The sequence below is a fragment of the Rhizobium sp. NZLR1b genome, from assembly GCF_019685155.1.
Lineage (GTDB): Bacteria > Pseudomonadota > Alphaproteobacteria > Rhizobiales > Rhizobiaceae > Rhizobium.
Genome location: NZ_JABDWC010000019.1, coordinates 101,452 through 119,501 on the forward strand (window position 1 = coordinate 101,452; position 18,050 = coordinate 119,501).

The window sequence follows — 18,050 nt, forward strand, 5'->3', positions numbered from 1 at the left end:
AAATTTGAATCATGCGGCGCGCTTTAGTTCTTTGTTTTTATGCATGTCGTTTTCCCGGAACCGCTGCACACTTCCGGTCGACATGCATTAAATTTCCTTGCGCCTGAGGAGATAGTCGAGGCCACCGACGCGGTACCAGCGATAGCCATAGGCGTCGAGCACGACGGTGTGGCAGCCTTTCTCGTCCGCTTCGCTGCTCGCGCCGTCGGCGATATCGATCAACTGTCGCCCGTCTTTGCCTCTGTCCGGATCGAAGGTGACTTCTGCCGGCTGCGCATGCAGATTGTGCAGGATCAACACGGAATTGCCGCGCCAGTCGTAACGAAGCGCTAGCACGCCGTCGTTTCCGGTGTCGACCACAGCGAAATCGCCCCAGCCGATCTCAGGAGCTTCCTTGCGCATCCGGATCATTCGTTCGGTCCAGTTCAGCAATGAATTGGCATCGCGCCGCTGCTCGGCGACGTTGACATGCTGGAAGCCGTAGGGGCCGTCCTTGATGACAGGCGAGACAGGCTTTCGACTTTTGGTGAAACCGCCTTCCGGTTCGGTCGACCACTGCATCGGCGTGCGGGCGCAATTGCGTTCTGGCAGAGCGAGATCGTCGCCCATGCCGATCTCGTCGCCGTAACGGATGACCGGCGTTCCGGGCAGCGAAAACAGCAGGCTGTAGGCCATCTCGATCCTGTGGCGGTCGCCGCCGAGCATCGGCGCCAGGCGACGGCGAATGCCCCTGTTATAGAGCTGCATGTCCTTTTCAGGCCCGAAGGCGGCAAAGACGGCGTCGCGCTGCTTTTCCGACAGCCGGCCGAGATCCAGTTCGTCGTGGTTGCGGAGAAACAGGCCCCATTGCGCGGTTGCCGGGCGCGGTTTCGTCGTCTCCATCGCCTTCTTTAGTGGTCGCGTATCGGCGCTGGCAAGAGCATAAAACAGCGCCTGATTGACCTGGAAATTGAACATCATCTGCATGCGGTCGCCATCGTCGCCGAAATATTCGAAATTGTCCTTCGGCAGGATGTTGGCTTCGGCGAGGATGATGGAATCGCCGAGCCGCCACTGCAGGAATTCGCGAAATTTTCTCAACATGTCGAACTGCTCGACCGGCTTGCTGACATCGGCGCCTTTCCTAGCGATGATGAAGGGGGCGGCATCCATCCGAAAGCCGGAGACGCCGAGCTGGATCCAGAAGCCCATGATCTTGAGGATTTCGGCCTGCACCTCGGGATTGGACGTGTTGAGATCGGGCTGATGATCGTAGAAACGGTGGAAATAATAGGCCTTGGCCTTCTCGTCATGGGTCCATGTGGTCTTCTGGACGCCGGGGAAGACCATGCCCTGATCGGCATTCGCCGGCTTTTTCTCAGACCAGACGTACCAATCGCGATAGCGTGACTGCGGATCGCTCCTGGCCTCCTGGAACCAGGGATGATCCTTGGATGTGTGATTGATCACCAGATCGATCAACACGCGGATACCGCGCTGCTTGGCGCCGTGGGTGAATTCGACGAAGTCGCCGAGCGTGCCGTAGCGTGGGTCGACATTGTAATAATCCGAGACGTCGTAACCGTCGTCGCGACCGGGTGAAGCCTGGAAGGGCATCAGCCAGATTGCCGTCACGCCGAGGCCGGAGAGATAGTCGAGGCGCCGCATCAGCCCCTGAAAATCGCCGACGCCGTCACCGTTTGCATCCATGAAGGTCTCGACCGACAGGCAGTAGATGACGGCGTTTTTATACCAGAGGTCGTTGATCATGCCGGCGCTCCAATCCAATCTGGTCGCAAATCCCGGCGGGCGGAAAAGGTTCCGATAAAGCGCTGATTGTCGTGCGGCTTGTTCGCTAATTCCGACTTATACTGACAAGTCCGACATTGATGCTTTGCCTATTTTAGGTAACTCTGATGTAATGTGAATCCCGGCCCGCAAAACGGTCGGCGCAATGTCGGAGGATGCCATGCAGTGCGCTCGGACAGTCTCGTTCCTATCGGTCGCGGTGGCCGCTGCTGCAGCCGGCCACCATGCGTCATACTCTGCAGAGAAGAGCGAGCGGCTGAAACCGCCGGAGCTCATCCGTTCCGCCCATGTACTGGCGGTTCCTCTCGATGCGACGGTGACACCGCCGATCTTCTCGATCAGCTGGTGGTCCCGCGTGACGCACGCGCCAGACGTCAATCCACCACCCTATGTATTCCGGGAGGCCGAACGAACGGACGCGGCATCTCGGCCCGGAGTTGAGTGAGGGGTGCGCGCCAACGCATGAGTTGGGCAAAGAAAAAGCCGGCGCGAGCGCCGGCTTTGATTTGTTCGCAATTGAAGCCGCTTACGCCGCGCGGCGGATCAGGATGTGCTTCTTTTTGCCGAGCGAGAGCTTGATGACGCCGTCGGCGGTGATTTCGTTGCTGCCGATCAGCCGGCGCTCGTCGCTGACGGCCTCGTCGTTGATGCGCACCGCGCCGCCCTGGATGTGACGGCGAGCCTCGCCATTCGAGCCGGCAAGACCAGCGCGGACCATCAGCGACAGCAGGCCGATGCCGCCGTCGAGTTCGGTGCCAGGGATGTCGACCGAAGGCAGGTTTTCGGCGACGCGGCCTTCCTCGAAGGTCTTGCGCGCCGTTTCGGCGGCCTGATCGGCGAATTCTCGGCCGTGCAGGATCGCCGTTACCTCAGTCGCGAGGATCTTCTTGACCTCGTTGATCTCCGAACCGCCGAGCGCCGAGAGACGGGCGATTTCATCCATCGGCAGCGTCGTGTAGAGCTTCAGGAAGCGCGAGACGTCGGCGTCCTCGGTGTTGCGCCAGTACTGCCAGAAATCGTAGGCCGAGAGCATGTCGGCGTTCAGCCAGATAGCGCCCGTCGCCGACTTGCCCATCTTGGCGCCCGACGACGTCGTCAGCAGCGGCGATGTCAGTGCATAAAGCTGCGGTGTCCCCATGCGGTGACCGAGATCGATACCGTTGACGATATTACCCCACTGATCCGAACCGCCCATCTGCAGACGGCAGCCATAGCGCTTGGCGATCTCGACGAAGTCGTAGGCCTGGAGGATCATGTAGTTGAATTCCAGGAAGGACAGCGACTGTTCGCGGTCAAGGCGCGTCTTCACGCTGTCGAAGGACAGCATGCGATTGACGGAGAAGTGCTTGCCGACATCGCGCAGGAATTCGAGGTAGTTCAGCGAGCGCAGCCATTCGGCATTGTTGATCATCAGCGCGTCCTTCGGACCGTCGCCGTAATTCAGATAATTGGAGAAGGCGCGCTTGATCGAGGCGATGTTGCCTTCGATCGTATCCACGGTCATGAGCTGCCGCGCCTCTTCCTTGAAGGAGGGGTCGCCGACCATACCGGTGCCGCCGCCCATTAGCGAAATGGCCCGATGACCGGTCTTCTGCATCCAATGCAGCATCATGATCTGGATCAGCGAGCCGGCGTGCAGGCTGGGCGCCGTCGGATCGAAGCCAATATAAGCCGTCACGGTTTCCTTGGCGAACAGGTCGTCGAGGCCGCGTTCATCGGAGACCTGATGAATGAAGCCGCGCTCTTTCAGCGTGCGGAGGAAATCGGACTTGAACTCGGACATGGCTTTCGTCTCTTGGTGTCTGCGTTTGACCCATATGGCTTCACGCAAGTTCGTTGTTGTTGATCTATCGCGGCGCGTTTAGCACTGTTTTTATAAAAGTGCATCCGGGAATCGCATGGGAGGCAAGCCGCATGGATGTCATCAGAACCGCGATCGGCCTGATGAGCGGCACGTCGATGGATGGAATCGATGTGGCGCTGCTCAGGACCGACGGCCGCGGCTTCATCGAGCGTGGCCCGTTCATGGGGGTACCCTATGACGCCGATTTTCGCGAGCGGCTGAAACGGGCGCTGGAACTGGCGCGGCCGCTGACCGACAGGAACGAGCGGCCCACTGAGCTTGGCGACATCGAGCGCGAGTTGACCCAACGGCATGCAATTGCCGTGACGGCATTCCTGGCGCGTTTCGGGTTCGCTGCCGGTGATATCGATGTTCTCGGCTTCCATGGGCAGACGGTGCTTCATCGACCCGACGAGGGGCTGACGATCCAGATCGGCGACGGCCAGGAACTGGCGCGCCGAACCGGCATATCGTTGGTCTATGACATGCGGGCCAACGATATGGTTCACGGCGGCCAGGGCGCACCGCTGGTGCCTGCCTATCACGCAGCGCTCGCGGGAAAATTCCAGCAGGCCGGGCAGGCTGTCTGTTTCGTCAATATCGGCGGGATCTCCAATCTGACCTTCATCGGCACGGACGGGCGGATATCGGCCTTCGATAGCGGCCCGGGCAATACGCTGATCGACCAGTGGGTGGAGATGCAGACCGGCAAAACCTTTGATCCCGGCGGCGAGATCGGCGGACGCGGCAAGGTGGTGGCCGCTCTCGCGGAGCGATATCTGGAAAGCCCGTTTTTTCGCGGCAATATCCGGCGTTCGCTCGATCGCGGCGATTTCGCACCGCTTCGGGTTGGGGAGGCGAGCCTTGAGGACGGCGCCCGGACGCTGGCGCACGTCGCCGCCGCGTCGATTGTCAAATCCGCCGGTTTCCTGCCGGAGACCCCGTCGACCTATATCGTCTGCGGCGGCGGGCGGCTGAACGGCACCTTGATGGCGGAACTTTCGGCCATGGCCGAAGCGCTGGGGTCGAAGGTATTGACCGCCGAAGAGGCCGGCTTCGACGGCGACGCGATGGAGGCCGAGGCCTGGGCCTATCTCGCCGTGCGCTCGCTGGATGGGCTGCCATTGACATTTCCAGGCACGACGGGGGTCGCCGCTCCCGTCAGCGGCGGGGTGCTGGCAAGGCCATGAGCGTGAGGATCATCCTCACGACGCCGCGGCTCAGTGTCGTCATGCACGGCTTTCTAACTCACCGCTGACACGCGGCCGGCAAAGATCTAACTCTTTACGGCAATCGGCCGGACATTGGATTTGCGCCCCGCCTGATTGCCATCCTCGACGCCCCTGACCTGGGCGATGAACGAAAACTTCTTGCGAAGGCCGAGGATCGGTTTCTCGATGAAATGCCAGGACAGCACCGCGACGGCGAGAGCCGAGGGCAAGCCGACGAGATAGAGCGCCAGCGCACCGTATTTCGGGTAGAGAAAGACCGTGGGGAACGAGCTGATCCAGATCTGCAAGAACGGGTCATGGTAGAGGTAGACGCCGTAGGAATAGTCGCCTTTCCTGAAAAAGGCCGGAATGGGCACCTCCGACAGGCCGAGGAAGACTGTCATGTAAACCAGCGAGGTGATGACGATCGGCCGGTTGATCACTGACTCCACAGCCCGGCTGTCGAGGGTGAGAATGGCGACGATGCAAACCAGGCAGGCGGCGGCGAATAGCCATCGGGAATACGGAATGACCGCTTTAAACTGAAAGACGGCGATGCCCATCATGAACGCCGTAATCAGCTGGGAGCCCCGGCTCATGAACAGGAAGCGCGCGATCGGCTTGATCGAGCCCGGGAACAGATAGGGCATCTTCTGCACGATGAGGCCGATGACGATATAGGCGGCCGTCACGGCAAGCAGCTTGTAGCGGGTCTTCACGATGGCGGTGACCATCAGGAACGACATGATGATGTAGCAGAATATCTCCCAGGGAACCGTCCAGAGCGCGCCGTTGACACGTTGGCTCGGATTATCCTGGAAAACGCCAGGCAACTCGTAATGGATCCAGCCGACGATATTCAGGAAGTATTTGAAAAATCGCGGATCGGTAAAATATTCGGAGTGATAGACGATTGTTATGATCGGCCCGATGATCAGCGAACAAACGACGATATCGACGGCAAGTGCCGGGACGATGCGCAAGCCACGATTGATCAGGAAGTTCCGGAGGCTCAGTCGCTGGGCGCTGCCGGCGATCAGAAATCCGCTCAACGCGAAAAACATCGGAACAAGAGCGTATTCAGCAAACCAGAATACCGACCCCCTGATGAAGGCATCATTCCTTGTCAGCAAAAAGGAATGGGTCAATACGATAGAAAAGGCGAGCCCAATTCGAAGAAAATCGAACCCCGGACCGATACCCCTATACTTATCCAGGACTTCCCCGAACGACTTGGTCATTGCGGACCTCGCTTTAGTTAGGATCGCGAGGAACCTACCGCACTGCAATATAGATTGCAACACGGTAGGCGATCTGTTCCGGCACAAAGGGGCCGGTGGCGTCCCGGACCGGCTCCGCTTGGGGATGACCGGCTCTGGCTATGGCGTTAGCGGATCCGCTTGGCCGCCGGCTCCGGCACCAGTTCGCCGTTGAGGCGGCGGTCGAGATAGTCCTCGCATTCGCCCATCAGCGTTTCCACCTGGCCGTTGAAGAAATGGTTGGCGTTGGAAACGGTGCGATGGGTAATGAGAATGCCCTTCTGGGTTTTCAGCTTCTCGACAAGGCCGTTGACGTCCTTTTCCGGCGCCACCTTGTCGGCCTCGCCGTTGATGATCAGGCCGGAGGAGGGGCAGGGCGCCAGGAAGGAGAAGTCGTAGGTATTCGGCTGTGGGGAAATCGACATGAAGCCTTCGATCTCCGGCCGACGCATCAGCAGCTGCATGCCGATCCAGGAGCCGAAGGAATAACCGGCGACCCAACAGGTCTTCGAATCGGGATGAAGGCTTTGCACCCAGTCGAGCGCCGAGGCGGCATCCGAAAGTTCGCCGGCGCCGTGGTCGAATTCGCCCTGGCTGCGGCCGATGCCCCGGAAATTGAAGCGCAGCGTCGTGAACCCACGCTTCTGGAACATATAGAAGAGCTGGTAAACGATCTGATTGTTCATCGTGCCGCCGAATTGCGGATGCGGATGCAGAATCAGGGCGATGGGCGCACTTTTTTCCTTGGAGGGCTGATAGCGGCCTTCAAGACGGCCGGCTGGGCCGTTGAAAATGACTTCGGGCATTGGTACTCCGGGTTTTATTTCGCGTTCGCGCTGCGTTTGGACGACAACATGACTTGACTAGTGTTGTCAGGTTTTCTAAAACGCAGTTTAGAACAATTCGAAACTTGCATGGCGATCCACGCATCGTGGAATGTGTCATAAGGCAAGCCCGGCGGAAATTTCAAGAAAAATGAACCGCGGGTGCTGAAGCAAGGTCGTCAAGCGCAGGACTGAAGATCATGGCGCCGCCACGCCTTTATCTCGACTGGAATGCCACAGCGCCGCTGCACCCCGCAGCACGCGCGGCGATCATGCGCGCCATCGACATTTTCGGCAATCCAAATTCCGTTCACGGCGAAGGCCGTGCCGCCCGCGCTGCAATCGAAGGCGCGCGGCGCAAAGTGGCGGCACTGGTCGGCACCGACGCCGGCAATGTGGTCTTTACCAGCGGCGCCACCGAGGCCGCCAATCTGGTGCTGACCCCGGATTTCCGCATGGGCCGCACGCCGCTTCAGCTCGGCCGCCTCTACTTTTCGGCAATCGAGCATCCGGCTGTGCGCGAAGGCGGCCGCTTTGCCAGGGAGAAGATGACCGAGGTCCCGGTGACGGAGGCCGGCATCGTCGATCTCGATGCGCTGGGCCTGCTGCTTGCTGCACATGACAAGGCCGCCGGCCTGCCGATGGTCGCCATCATGCTCGTCAACAACGAGACCGGCATCGTCCAGCCGGTCGAGGCGGCGGCAAAGATCGTCCACGCCCATGGCGGGCTCTTTGTCGTCGACGCCGTTCAGGCGGCTGGCCGCATCGGGCTCGATATCGGCAAGATCGGTGCCGATTTCATGATCATTTCCTCGCACAAGATCGGCGGGCCGAAGGGCGCCGGCGCGCTAATTGCCCGCGGCGAGGCGCTGATGCCGCGGCCGCTGATCCAGGGCGGCGGACAGGAGCGGGGTCACCGCTCCGGCACACAGAACTCACTGGCGCTGATCGGCTTCGGTGCGGCGGCAGAAGCCGCGGCCGACGAACTCGAGGCGCGTAATGTGGAAATCGGCGCGCTGCGCGAGCGGCTGGAAGCCGGCATGCGTGAGGCGGCTGCCGATGTGATGATCCACGGCGAGGGTGGCGAGCGTGTCGTCAATACGATCTTCTTCACCCTGCCGGGGCTGAAGGCCGAGACCGGGCAGATCGCCTTCGATCTCGAAGGTGTGGCGCTTTCGGCAGGCTCGGCCTGCTCATCCGGTCGGCTCGGCGAAAGCCATGTGCTGACGGCGATGGGCCGTGACGCCAAGCTCGGAGCGCTGCGCATCTCGCTCGGTTTTGCGACGACGGAAGAGGATATCGACCGGGCGATTGCGGCTTTTGCGAAGATCGCCTGCCGGCGAAGGTCGGCCGGCGAGGCGGCTTGACCGCGTCATAAACTTGCGGAAACGCAAATTTTCGCTTGCCAATCGGGCTGAAAAGTCCCTTTTGGCCACCTACATCAGGGCAAGAGAATTGCCCATGCGCTACAAGCTGCCGGACCTTGTATCCGGCGAGATTGGAGAACGAAATGGCTGCCGTCCAGGAAACGATCGACCAGGTCCGCCTGATCGATGTCGACCAGTACAAATACGGTTTCGAAACCGTCATCGAAATGGATAAGGCGCCGAAAGGCCTGTCCGAGGATATCATCCGCTTCATTTCGGCCAAGAAGCAGGAGCCGGAGTGGATGCTGGAATGGCGTCTCGAGGCCTATCGCCGCTGGCTGACGCTGGAAGAGCCGACCTGGGCGCGCGTCGATTATCCGAAGATCGATTTCAACGACATTTATTATTACGCGGCGCCGAAAAGCACGCCGGGTCCGAAGTCGCTGGACGAGGTCGATCCGGAGCTGCTGAAGGTTTATGAGAAGCTCGGCATCCCGCTGCGTGAGCAGGAGATCCTGGCTGGCGTCGAGAAGCCGAAGATCGCCGTCGACGCGGTTTTCGACAGCGTCTCGGTCGTCACCACCTTCAAGGCAGAGCTGAAGAAGGCCGGCGTGATCTTCATGTCGATCTCGGAAGCGATCCGCGAATATCCCGATCTCGTCCGGAAATATCTCGGCTCGGTCGTGCCGACGACGGACAATTATTACGCGACGCTGAATTCGGCGGTCTTCACCGACGGTTCGTTCGTCTTCGTACCGAAGGGCGTTCGCTGCCCGATGGAGCTTTCCACCTATTTCCGCATCAACGAGAAGGGCACCGGCCAGTTCGAGCGCACGCTGATCATCGCGGAAGAGGGCGCCTACGTCTCCTATCTCGAAGGCTGCACGGCGCCGCAGCGCGACGAAAACCAGCTGCATGCCGCGGTGGTCGAGCTCGTGGCGCTCGACGATGCCGAGATCAAATATTCGACGGTGCAGAACTGGTATCCCGGCGACAAGAACGGCAAAGGCGGCATCTACAACTTCGTCACCAAGCGTGGCGATTGCCGCGGCGACCGCTCGAAGATCTCCTGGACGCAGGTCGAAACCGGATCGGCGATCACCTGGAAATATCCGTCCTGCATCCTGCGCGGCGATGACAGTCGCGGCGAGTTCTATTCGATCGCCGTCTCCAATGGCCATCAGCAGATCGACAGCGGCACCAAGATGATCCATCTCGGCAAGAACACGTCGAGCCGCATCGTCTCCAAGGGCATCGCCGCAGGCGTCTCCAACAACACCTATCGCGGCCAGGTCTCGGCCCACCGCAAGGCTTCGAATGCGCGCAATTTCACCCAGTGCGATTCGCTGCTGATCGGCGACAAGTGCGGCGCCCATACGGTGCCTTACATCGAGGCGAAGAATTCGACGGCGCAGTTCGAGCATGAAGCGACGACCTCGAAGATCTCCGAGGACCAGCTGTTCTACTGCCTGCAGCGCGGCATCCCCACAGAAGCGGCGATCGCCCTGATCGTCAACGGCTTCGTCAAAGAAGTGCTGCAGGAACTGCCGATGGAGTTTGCCATCGAGGCGCAGAAGCTGATCAGCATTTCGCTGGAAGGCTCTGTAGGCTGACATGAACGAGACGGACAAGAAGCGCATTCTTGAACGTCTGGAAAATATGCGAGGGGAAATATTGGCGAAAATTCGCCCCCGCGAAAGCAGATACGAGACAGAAAAGCCGCCAGAGCAGCCTTACGTGTTTCTCCAGCAGCGTATGGAAAAACCAGGAAAGTTTATTCAGATTCTCGAATGGCTTTGGCTCGTAACGCTCACGGTTTTCCGTGTCATTCGTTTTTTGGCGCGATAGCGCCGAGCATAACACGTCGACGCCCTTAGAAATTACGCGAGGCTCTAATGAGCTACGCAGAGAAAACGCAGGAACCAAAGATGCTTGAAATCAGAAACCTTCATGCCCGCATCGCCGAAGACGGCACTGAGATCATTCGTGGCCTGAACCTGACGGTGAAGGCCGGCGAAGTTGCCGCGATCATGGGGCCGAACGGCTCCGGCAAGTCGACGCTCTCCTATGTGCTGTCCGGCCGCAGCGATTACGAAGTCACCGAGGGCGACATTCTCTATAACGGCGAGAGCATTCTCGAGCTCGATCCGGCAGAACGCGCCACCAAGGGCATCTTTCTTGCCTTCCAGTATCCGGTCGAAATCCCGGGTGTCGCCACCATGCAATTCCTGAAGGTGGCGTTGAACGAGCAGCGTAAGGCGCGCGGCGAAGACGAGCTGACGACGCCGGATTTCATGCGTCGCGTCAAGGATGCCGCCGGCAAACTGCAGATCAATACCGAGATGCTGAAGCGGCCGCTGAATGTCGGCTTCTCCGGCGGTGAGAAGAAGCGGGCCGAGATCCTGCAGATGGCGCTGCTGGAGCCGAAGCTCTGCGTGCTTGACGAAACCGATTCCGGCCTCGACATAGACGCGCTGAAGATCGTCGCCGACGGCGTCAACGCGCTGCGTTCGCCGGACCGCGCCGTCGTGGTCATCACCCATTACCAGCGCCTGCTCGACTACATCGTGCCGGATACCGTCCACGTGCTCTACAAAGGCCAGGTGATCAAGTCGGGCGACAAGACGCTGGCGTATGAGCTGGAAGCCAACGGCTATGCCGACATCATCGGCGCGGCGGCCTGAGTTCGGGTGGAAAGGACGACGTCCATGAATATGCAGACGACGAGCCGCCTGACCGTGGCCGAAACGGCGTTGATCGAGGCATTCAACCATCAGATCGGCGACCTGCCGGGCAACGGCGCGGTGACGGCGCTACGCGACCGGCTTCTCGACGACCTGAAGAAGGCCGGCCTGCCGACGCGCCGCATCGAGGCCTGGCACTATACCGATCTGAAAAACCTGCTGCGCGCCTTGCCGCCGCAGGTCGGTGATGCCGGCTCCGATGCGCTTGAGCCTCTGGTTGCCGGCTCGACGGTGCTGGCGGTGATCCAGGGCCACGCCAACCAGAAGGCTGCGGCCGACGGTCTTGGCGTTTCAGCCTATAGCGAACATCTGCTCGACGGTTCCGCCGCAGACGGGCTCGATGCGCTTGGCAGCGACGACGCGGTCGGCCGCATCAACGGCAGCTTCGTGCGCGACGGCTATGTCGTCGACGTGCCTGCCGATACCGAGCTTGAAGATCCGCTCGAAATCCAGTTTGTCCATGCCGGCGGGCAGGCACATACACGCCTTCCCGTTGCCTTCGGCGCCGGTGTCAAGGCAACCGTCATCGAACGTCACCTTGCAGTGACCAGCGATGCGGCACTCGTGTCCCATGTCAGTGACATCACTGTCGGCGAGGGCGCCGAGCTAACCTGGATCATCCTGCAGCAGCATGGGGCAGACGATACGCATCTCGGCCAGATCCGCATCGATCTCGGCACGGACGCCAGGCTTCGCCTGTTCGTCATCAATGCCGGTGGCAGGCTGGTGCGCCAGGAACTGCATATCAAGGTGACGGGCGAGGGCGCCGACCTGACGGTGCGCGGCATCAACCTGCTCGGCGGTGAGAGCCATACCGACGTGACGATGATGCTTGGCCACGACGTGCCGCACACCGGCTCGACCGAAGTGATCCGCAACGTCGTCTTCGACCGCGCCAAGGGGGTCTTCCAGGGCATGATCCGGGTGGCGCCCGATGCGCAGAAGACCGACGCCAAGATGGCCTGCAACACGCTGCTGATGTCCGACGATGCCGAATTCTCGGTCAAGCCAGAGCTCGAGATCTTTGCCGACGATGTCCAGTGCGGCCACGGGGCGACGGTGACCGATATCGACGCCAATCATCTCTATTACATGATGGCGCGCGGCATTCCGGAGAACAAGGCGCGGGCGATGCTGGTCAACGCCTTCGTCGCCGAGATCATCGAGGAACTGGAAGACGAGGCTCTGGTCGAGGCGCTGGAAGGCGTGATTTCGGCCTGGCTCGAAAAGCACGCCTGATCGGATATAGCAATGGACAAGATCGTACCGGCCGCGCCATACGACGTCGAAGCCATCCGCCGGGATTTTCCGATCCTGGCGGAGAAGGTGCACGGCAAGCCGCTGGTCTATCTCGACAACGGCGCCTCGGCGCAGAAGCCGCAGGTGGTGATCGATGCCATCTCGCATGCCTATAGCCACGAATATGCCAATGTGCATCGCGGCCTGCACTATCTCTCCAATGCCGCCACGGATGCCTATGAGGCATCGCGCGAGAAGGTGCGCCGCTTCCTCAATGCCCCTTCGGTCAACGACATCGTCTTCACCAAGAATTCGACGGAAGCAATCAACACCGTCGCCTATGGCTGGGGCATGCCTGAGATCGGCGAAGGCGACGAGATCGTCCTGACGATCATGGAGCATCATTCCAACATCGTGCCCTGGCACTTCATCCGTGAGCGGCAGGGCGCCAAGCTGGTCTGGGTTCCCGTCGATGACGAGGGCGCCTTCCATATCGAAGATTTCGAAAAGAGCCTGACGGAGCGCACCAAGCTCGTCGCCATCACCCATATGTCGAATGCGCTCGGCACCATCGTTCCCGTCAAGGAAGTCTGCCGCATCGCGCACGAGCGCGGTATTCCGGTGCTGATCGACGGCAGCCAGGGTGCGGTGCATCTGCCCGTGGATGTGCAGGATATCGATTGCGACTGGTACGTGATGACCGGCCACAAGCTCTACGGCCCATCCGGCATCGGCGTGCTCTACGGCAAGAAGGAGCGGCTTTCGCAGATGCGCCCGTTCCAGGGCGGCGGCGAGATGATTTTCGAAGTTGCCGAGGATGCTGTCACCTATAATAATCCGCCGCATCGCTTCGAGGCCGGCACGCCACCGATCGTGCAGGCGATCGGGCTCGGTTATGCGCTCGACTACATGGAGAAGGTCGGCCGCGAGGCGATCGCCCGCCATGAGGCCGATCTTGCGGCTTACGCCGTCGAGCGACTGAAATCGGTCAATTCGCTGCGGGTGTTCGGAACGGCGCCCGACAAGGGCAGTATCTTTTCCTTCGAGCTTGCCGGCATCCATGCCCATGACGTCTCGATGGTGATCGACCGGCAGGGCGTTGCGGTGCGGGCCGGCACCCATTGCGCCATGCCGCTCTTGAAACGCTTCGGCGTCACCTCCACATGCCGTGCATCTTTCGGCATGTACAATACCCGCGCCGAGGTCGATGCCCTGGCCGATGCGCTTGAATATGCGCGCAAGTTCTTTGCTTGAGGAGTGTCCGTGATGAGCCTGGACGAAAGCGAACAGAAGATCGATGTGCGCGAAGGCATCGTGCATTCCAGCATTCCGGCCGATGAGCTGGCGCGGCTCAGCGACGACGTCATCAGCGCGCTGAAGACCGTCTACGATCCGGAAATTCCGGCCGACATCTTCGAACTCGGTCTGATCTACAAGATCGACATCGAGGACGACCGGATGGTGAAAATCATGATGACACTGACCGCCCCCGGCTGCCCGGTTGCCGGCGAGATGCCGGGCTGGGTCGAAAATGCCGTCGGCGCCGTCGAAGGTGTATCGGGTGTCGAAGTGGCGATGACCTTCGATCCGCCGTGGACGCCGGATCGTATGTCCGAAGAGGCGCAGGTCGCGGTCGGTTGGTATTAAGCAGGCCAGTATTGATCCGTTTACTTGCGACGACTACATTTGAATCACGAAGCGCCGGATCTTGACCCCGGTTGCGGAAGGAGATGAGGCCCATGGGCTTTGCAATTATGAGCATGACGGACGGGGCTGCGGCCCGCGTCAAAGCGATCGTCGAGAACTCGGGGCCGGAGGCCAAGGGTGTACGCGTCGGCATCAAGAAGGGCGGCTGCGCCGGGATGGAATATACCATCGACATGGTGACCGAACCCAATGCCAAGGACGACCTGATCGAGCGCGACGGTGCCAAAGTCTGGGTCGAGCCATCGGCGGCTCTTTACCTGCTCGGCACCGAAATGGGTTTCGAGGCGACGACGCTGCGCTCCGGCTTCACCTTCACCAATCCGAACCAGACATCGGCCTGCGGCTGCGGCGAATCCGTCGAGCTGAAACCCGCCGATCTCGCGGCCCTAGCCGCACAGCGCCAAAACGAGCCGGCGCACACCTGACACCTGTGCCCTTCAGGCTGGTGGGAAATTCTCCGCCAGCCAAGCCCTGATGATATCCGGCTCGTCGTCGCCGAGATCATGGCCGGTCGGGACCAGTCTCGTCGTGGCGCCGGCACCGCTTTTTTCAATCTGATCCCTGATGAGCACAACGTCCTCAGGCGCGCGCCGCTCGTCGCGTTCGCCTGCCAGAATGAGGATGCGATGGTTTCTGAGGTCGGGAAAATCGGCGGCGGGTGCGGGTGATAGCGGCCGCAGCAGGACGGCCCCGGCTATGGTTTCCGGGCGATGCAGCAGGATCGAGGCGGCGATGATCGCGCCGTTCGAAAAGCCGACCAGCACAGGCGGCCGTTTCAGGAGCCCGGTTGTCGAGGCCTTCGCCAGAAAATCGGCGAGATGATGGGTCTCGTTGAAGAGGTCGGCGTCATCAAGCGTCCGGTCGGGGTTTCGGCGAAAGAAAGCAAAGCCTTCATCCCATTTAACCGCGCCCCTCAGCGACAGATAGGGCCGATCCGCCCCAACCTTGTCGGCAAGCGCGATCAGATTGCGTTCATGCATGCCGCTTCCATGCAGCAGCACCAGGGGTGCTGGATCGAGTGCGGTTCTTCCTGAGATCGAAATGAAATCCTGATATTCCGGCATGGCATCGATCCCCATCATTGGCGCGGATCGGCATAGGTCTGATTCAAGACGGGATTATAACAGCATCGCGACTTACGGGCCGTGCTCAGTCGCGCTTGATGCCCATCAGCATTTCCCACATGTCGGCGCCGGTCTCGAAGACCACGGCGTTTGCCTTGTAGCTCTGCTCGGCTTCGATCAGGTCGGTCAGTTCGGTGGCCGGATCGACATCCGACGTCGTCGGCCTGACGGCGGCCTGGACACCGCCTGAAACAACGGATGTGAGGCTGGTGTTCAGCCTGGTATAATCCGGTGTACTGCTGTTTGCGACGTTGTTGGCGATCGCGCTGATCCGGGTCGTCTGCGCCCGCATTCCCGAAAGAGCAGTGTTCGTAATGCCCGATATGTTCATCAGCGTTTCCCCAGAACTGGATAATCGTCTTTTACCTGCAAGGGTTTAGGGAATGCTGAAGGCATTGCGTTAGCGAAGACCTACAGGTCGGGCGCGTGCGGCCGTATCTGTTCCGGATTGGAACGGGATGATAGCCAGGGGTCGGTGGCGATAGAGCCGGCAGCACGTGCCAATCGACATCGGCAAGTCCCCCACCTATCCCGACGGATGGCATTCCCCTACATTGCCGGCTGATAGGCTCTGGCCTTCGCGTGATTTGTGGAGCAGGTGATGACCAAGAAGCGGCCGAAAGGCATCGAGACATACACGGCCCCGGCCGGCGGCTGGGGTGCACTCAAAGCCGTTGCCGAAACCCTTGCACGCCAGCAGGTCATCGCCCAGGGTGCTGCGACGCTGCTGAAAGCCAATCAGCCCGAGGGTTTCGATTGCCCCGGCTGCGCATGGCCCGATCCCAAACATACGAGCTCATTCGAATTCTGCGAAAACGGTGCCAAGGCGATCACCTGGGAATCGACGGCAAAGCGCGCCGGACCCGACTTTTTCGCGACACACGGCGTTGCCGAACTCTGGCAATGGAACGACCACCAGCTGGAAGACCAGGGCCGCCTGACGCACCCGTTGATCTATGACCATGTCAGCGACCATTACCTGCCGATCGGCTGGGACGAGGCCCTTGCGCTGATCGGCGACGAACTGCGCAAACTGCCCGACCCTGACATGGCCGAATTCTATACGTCCGGACGCGCCTCAAACGAGGCGGCATTTCTGTTCCAGCTTTTTGTTAGGGCCTACGGCACCAACAATTTTCCCGACTGCTCGAACATGTGCCATGAGGCGACCAGCGTCGGCCTGCCCGACTCGATCGGGGTCGGCAAGGGCACGGTGACGCTCGAGGATTTCGATCATGCCGATGCCATCTTCAGCTTCGGTCACAATCCGGGCACCAACCATCCCCGGATGATGACCACCCTGCACGATGCCGCGAGGCGCGGCGTTCCGATCGTGGTCTTCAATCCCTTGAAAGAAAGGGCGCTTGAAAAATTCGCCGCACCGCAGAACCCGGTAGAAATGGCGATGATGTCGTCGACGCCGATCGCATCGGCCTATCACCAGGTCCGCACCGGCGGGGATCTTGCGGCCCTCAAGGGGATGATGAAGCGGATATTCGAACGCGACGACGCCGATATCACCGCAGGCGGCAAGGGCTTTCTCGATCGCGAGTTCATCAAGGCACACACGATCGGGCTGGAGGCTCTCAAGGCCGATGTCGCACAGACGGAGTGGGCGTCGATCCTCAGGAAATCGGGCCTGACGTTCGAAGCGCTGGATAGTGCTGTCGAGGTCTATCTCAATGCCCGCAACGTTATCCTCTGCTACGGCATGGGCATCACCCAGCACAGCCACGGCACCGCCAACGTCCAGCAGCTGGCCAATTTCCTGATGCTGCGGGGGAATATCGGCCGCCAGGGCGCCGGCATCTGCCCGCTTCGGGGACATTCGAACGTTCAGGGCGACCGCACGGTCGGTATCACCGAAATCCCCAATAGGGCGCTTCTCGACGGCATGGAAAAGGCCTTCGGTTTCCGCCCTCCGGAGGAGAAGGGCCACAACGCCGTCGAAGCAATCGAGGCGATCATCGAGGGCCGGTCGAAGGCGCTGGTCTGCCTCGGCGGCAATCTGGCCGTGGCGATATCCGATCCGGACGCGACGTTCACAGGCATGCGCAAACTCGACCTTGCCGTTCACATCGCGACGAAACTCAATCGCTCGCACCTGTTGATCGCCCGGACCTCGATCATTTTTCCCGTTCTCGGCCGCACCGACCAGGACATCCAGAAGACCGGACCGCAATCGGTGACCGTCGAGGATTCCATGTCGATGGTGCATGCCTCGCGCGGTTTCCTGAAACCGCCCGGCGACCAGCTTCGCTCCGAGCCTGCGATCATCGCCGGTATCGCCAAGGCAACGCTCGGCAGCAAATACGATATCGATTGGGACGGGATGGTCGGTGATTACAGCCGAATTCGGGAAAAGATCGCGGTAGTCTTTCCCGATTTTCATGACTTCAACACCAGGGTCAGGAAACCCGGCGGCTTCCGGCTGACGGTCGCCGCCGCTGACCGGCAATGGCACACTCCTTCAGGCAAGGCGCATTTCCTCACTGCGCCGGGACTGGAAGAAGATCCCCGGCTTGTCGACGCGGACACGCTGGTTCTGACGACACTGCGCAGTCACGACCAGTACAATACGACGATCTACAGCCTCGACGACCGCTATCGGGGCGTCTTCGGCCGCCGTGACATTATTTTCATGAACAGCAAGGATCTCTCCGCTCGCGGCCTGGCCGATGGCGACAGGGTCGATATCGAATCGGTTGGCGAAACAGGCAGCAAGTCGGTCAAAGGCTTCACCGCGGTGGCTTACGACATCCCGCTCGGCTCCGTGGCTGGATATTATCCCGAGATGAACCGGGTCATCGCGCTTGCCGATTACGACCGAAAATCGGGAACCCCCGCCTATAAGGGTGTGCCTGTGAAGGTGCAGAAGTCGGCGTAAGCTGGGCAGGCGCTTGCCCGCCTCAAGCTAAAGCGCTTCGCATGTAACTTGATTCAC

General features: G+C 60.5%; 17 protein-coding genes. 11 read left to right on the top strand and 6 right to left on the bottom strand.

What is annotated here, in order from left to right; all coding sequences use genetic code 11:
- Nucleotides 1–87: 87 nt before the first annotated feature.
- A complete protein-coding gene (locus HJB84_RS23970; RefSeq protein WP_207580606.1) occupies nt 88–1,749 on the bottom strand; it encodes an alpha-amylase family protein in 1,662 nt (553 codons plus the stop codon).
- A gap of 199 nt (nt 1,750–1,948) precedes the next feature.
- Here HJB84_RS23970 and HJB84_RS23975 point away from each other — a divergent pair, with 199 nt between their 5' ends.
- On the top strand, nt 1,949–2,233 hold the full coding sequence (locus tag HJB84_RS23975) for a hypothetical protein (RefSeq protein WP_207580605.1): 285 nt from the start codon (nt 1,949–1,951) through the stop codon (nt 2,231–2,233).
- Nucleotides 2,234–2,314: 81 nt separating this feature from the next.
- Here HJB84_RS23975 and tyrS read toward each other — a convergent pair whose 3' ends face one another.
- Nucleotides 2,315–3,571: a tyrosine--tRNA ligase gene (gene tyrS, locus HJB84_RS23980; protein ID WP_207580604.1), complete on the bottom strand. Its 1,257-nt coding sequence runs from the start codon at nt 3,569–3,571 to the stop codon at nt 2,315–2,317.
- A 131-nt stretch (nt 3,572–3,702) separates the two neighbouring features.
- Between tyrS and HJB84_RS23985 the strand changes: the two genes are divergently transcribed.
- The gene (locus HJB84_RS23985) at nt 3,703–4,821 is read left to right on the top strand and encodes an anhydro-N-acetylmuramic acid kinase (RefSeq protein WP_207580603.1); all 1,119 of its coding nucleotides are present in this window, start codon (nt 3,703–3,705) and stop codon (nt 4,819–4,821) included.
- A gap of 86 nt (nt 4,822–4,907) precedes the next feature.
- Here HJB84_RS23985 and HJB84_RS23990 read toward each other — a convergent pair whose 3' ends face one another.
- Nucleotides 4,908–6,083 carry an acyltransferase gene (locus tag HJB84_RS23990; protein WP_221117102.1) on the bottom strand — a complete coding sequence of 392 codons (1,176 nt, stop codon included), beginning with the start codon at nt 6,081–6,083 and terminating at the stop codon, nt 4,908–4,910.
- A 146-nt stretch (nt 6,084–6,229) separates the two neighbouring features.
- Nucleotides 6,230–6,907 carry an alpha/beta hydrolase gene (locus HJB84_RS23995; RefSeq protein WP_007629230.1) on the bottom strand — a complete coding sequence of 226 codons (678 nt, stop codon included), beginning with the start codon at nt 6,905–6,907 and terminating at the stop codon, nt 6,230–6,232.
- Between the two features lie 218 nt (nt 6,908–7,125).
- Here HJB84_RS23995 and HJB84_RS24000 point away from each other — a divergent pair, with 218 nt between their 5' ends.
- From HJB84_RS24000 to sufA, 8 genes are all read left to right on the top strand, one after another.
- Entirely contained in the window at nt 7,126–8,292 is a 1,167-nt protein-coding gene (locus tag HJB84_RS24000) for a cysteine desulfurase family protein (RefSeq protein ID WP_207580601.1), read from the top strand.
- Between the two features lie 143 nt (nt 8,293–8,435).
- Nucleotides 8,436–9,905, top strand: a complete 1,470-nt coding sequence (sufB, locus tag HJB84_RS24005) for a Fe-S cluster assembly protein SufB (RefSeq protein ID WP_207580600.1) — start codon at nt 8,436–8,438, stop codon at nt 9,903–9,905.
- A 1-nt stretch (nt 9,906) separates the two neighbouring features.
- Nucleotides 9,907–10,140 carry a hypothetical protein gene (locus HJB84_RS24010; protein ID WP_221117103.1) on the top strand — a complete coding sequence of 78 codons (234 nt, stop codon included), beginning with the start codon at nt 9,907–9,909 and terminating at the stop codon, nt 10,138–10,140.
- A gap of 80 nt (nt 10,141–10,220) precedes the next feature.
- Nucleotides 10,221–10,976, top strand: a complete 756-nt coding sequence (gene sufC, locus HJB84_RS24015) for a Fe-S cluster assembly ATPase SufC (RefSeq protein WP_221117104.1) — start codon at nt 10,221–10,223, stop codon at nt 10,974–10,976.
- Nucleotides 10,977–11,000: 24 nt separating this feature from the next.
- Nucleotides 11,001–12,275, top strand: coding sequence for a Fe-S cluster assembly protein SufD (sufD, locus tag HJB84_RS24020; RefSeq protein ID WP_221117105.1), 1,275 nt, complete (start codon nt 11,001–11,003; stop codon nt 12,273–12,275).
- A gap of 12 nt (nt 12,276–12,287) precedes the next feature.
- Nucleotides 12,288–13,529, top strand: coding sequence for a cysteine desulfurase (locus HJB84_RS24025; RefSeq protein ID WP_221117106.1), 1,242 nt, complete (start codon nt 12,288–12,290; stop codon nt 13,527–13,529).
- 12 nt (nt 13,530–13,541) lie between these two features.
- Nucleotides 13,542–13,922, top strand: coding sequence for an SUF system Fe-S cluster assembly protein (locus HJB84_RS24030; RefSeq protein WP_003559708.1), 381 nt, complete (start codon nt 13,542–13,544; stop codon nt 13,920–13,922).
- Between the two features lie 92 nt (nt 13,923–14,014).
- A complete protein-coding gene (sufA, locus tag HJB84_RS24035) occupies nt 14,015–14,407 on the top strand; it encodes a Fe-S cluster assembly scaffold SufA (protein WP_207580596.1) in 393 nt (130 codons plus the stop codon).
- Between the two features lie 12 nt (nt 14,408–14,419).
- Here sufA and HJB84_RS24040 read toward each other — a convergent pair whose 3' ends face one another.
- Both HJB84_RS24040 and HJB84_RS24045 read right to left on the bottom strand, forming a co-directional pair.
- A complete protein-coding gene (locus HJB84_RS24040; protein WP_259671158.1) occupies nt 14,420–15,064 on the bottom strand; it encodes an alpha/beta hydrolase in 645 nt (214 codons plus the stop codon).
- A 67-nt stretch (nt 15,065–15,131) separates the two neighbouring features.
- Nucleotides 15,132–15,437, bottom strand: a complete 306-nt coding sequence (locus HJB84_RS24045) for a flagellar basal body rod C-terminal domain-containing protein (RefSeq protein WP_221117107.1) — start codon at nt 15,435–15,437, stop codon at nt 15,132–15,134.
- A gap of 270 nt (nt 15,438–15,707) precedes the next feature.
- On the opposite strand from HJB84_RS24045, the gene HJB84_RS24050 reads away from it, so the two are divergent.
- Nucleotides 15,708–17,993: an FdhF/YdeP family oxidoreductase gene (locus HJB84_RS24050; RefSeq protein WP_221117108.1), complete on the top strand. Its 2,286-nt coding sequence runs from the start codon at nt 15,708–15,710 to the stop codon at nt 17,991–17,993.
- The last annotated feature ends 57 nt before the right edge of the window (nt 17,994–18,050 follow it).

Bases quoted from the DNA above. Each gene is read 5' to 3' on its own strand.
- HJB84_RS23995 (WP_007629230.1), bottom strand. From the start codon at position 6,907: ATGCCCGAAGTCATTTTCAACGGCCCAGCCGGCCGTCTTGAAGGCCGC.
- HJB84_RS23975 (WP_207580605.1), top strand. From the start codon at position 1,949: ATGCAGTGCGCTCGGACAGTCTCGTTCCTATCGGTCGCGGTGGCCGCT.
- HJB84_RS23970 (WP_207580606.1), bottom strand. From the start codon at position 1,749: ATGATCAACGACCTCTGGTATAAAAACGCCGTCATCTACTGCCTGTCG.
- HJB84_RS23985 (WP_207580603.1), top strand. From the start codon at position 3,703: ATGGATGTCATCAGAACCGCGATCGGCCTGATGAGCGGCACGTCGATG.
- sufD (WP_221117105.1), top strand. From the start codon at position 11,001: ATGAATATGCAGACGACGAGCCGCCTGACCGTGGCCGAAACGGCGTTG.
- HJB84_RS23990 (WP_221117102.1), bottom strand. From the start codon at position 6,083: ATGACCAAGTCGTTCGGGGAAGTCCTGGATAAGTATAGGGGTATCGGT.
- sufC (WP_221117104.1), top strand. From the start codon at position 10,221: ATGCTTGAAATCAGAAACCTTCATGCCCGCATCGCCGAAGACGGCACT.
- HJB84_RS24050 (WP_221117108.1), top strand. From the start codon at position 15,708: ATGACCAAGAAGCGGCCGAAAGGCATCGAGACATACACGGCCCCGGCC.
- tyrS (WP_207580604.1), bottom strand. From the start codon at position 3,571: ATGTCCGAGTTCAAGTCCGATTTCCTCCGCACGCTGAAAGAGCGCGGC.
- HJB84_RS24030 (WP_003559708.1), top strand. From the start codon at position 13,542: ATGAGCCTGGACGAAAGCGAACAGAAGATCGATGTGCGCGAAGGCATC.
- sufA (WP_207580596.1), top strand. From the start codon at position 14,015: ATGGGCTTTGCAATTATGAGCATGACGGACGGGGCTGCGGCCCGCGTC.
- HJB84_RS24000 (WP_207580601.1), top strand. From the start codon at position 7,126: ATGGCGCCGCCACGCCTTTATCTCGACTGGAATGCCACAGCGCCGCTG.
- HJB84_RS24045 (WP_221117107.1), bottom strand. From the start codon at position 15,437: ATGAACATATCGGGCATTACGAACACTGCTCTTTCGGGAATGCGGGCG.
- HJB84_RS24010 (WP_221117103.1), top strand. From the start codon at position 9,907: ATGAACGAGACGGACAAGAAGCGCATTCTTGAACGTCTGGAAAATATG.
- HJB84_RS24025 (WP_221117106.1), top strand. From the start codon at position 12,288: ATGGACAAGATCGTACCGGCCGCGCCATACGACGTCGAAGCCATCCGC.
- sufB (WP_207580600.1), top strand. From the start codon at position 8,436: ATGGCTGCCGTCCAGGAAACGATCGACCAGGTCCGCCTGATCGATGTC.
- HJB84_RS24040 (WP_259671158.1), bottom strand. From the start codon at position 15,064: ATGATGGGGATCGATGCCATGCCGGAATATCAGGATTTCATTTCGATC.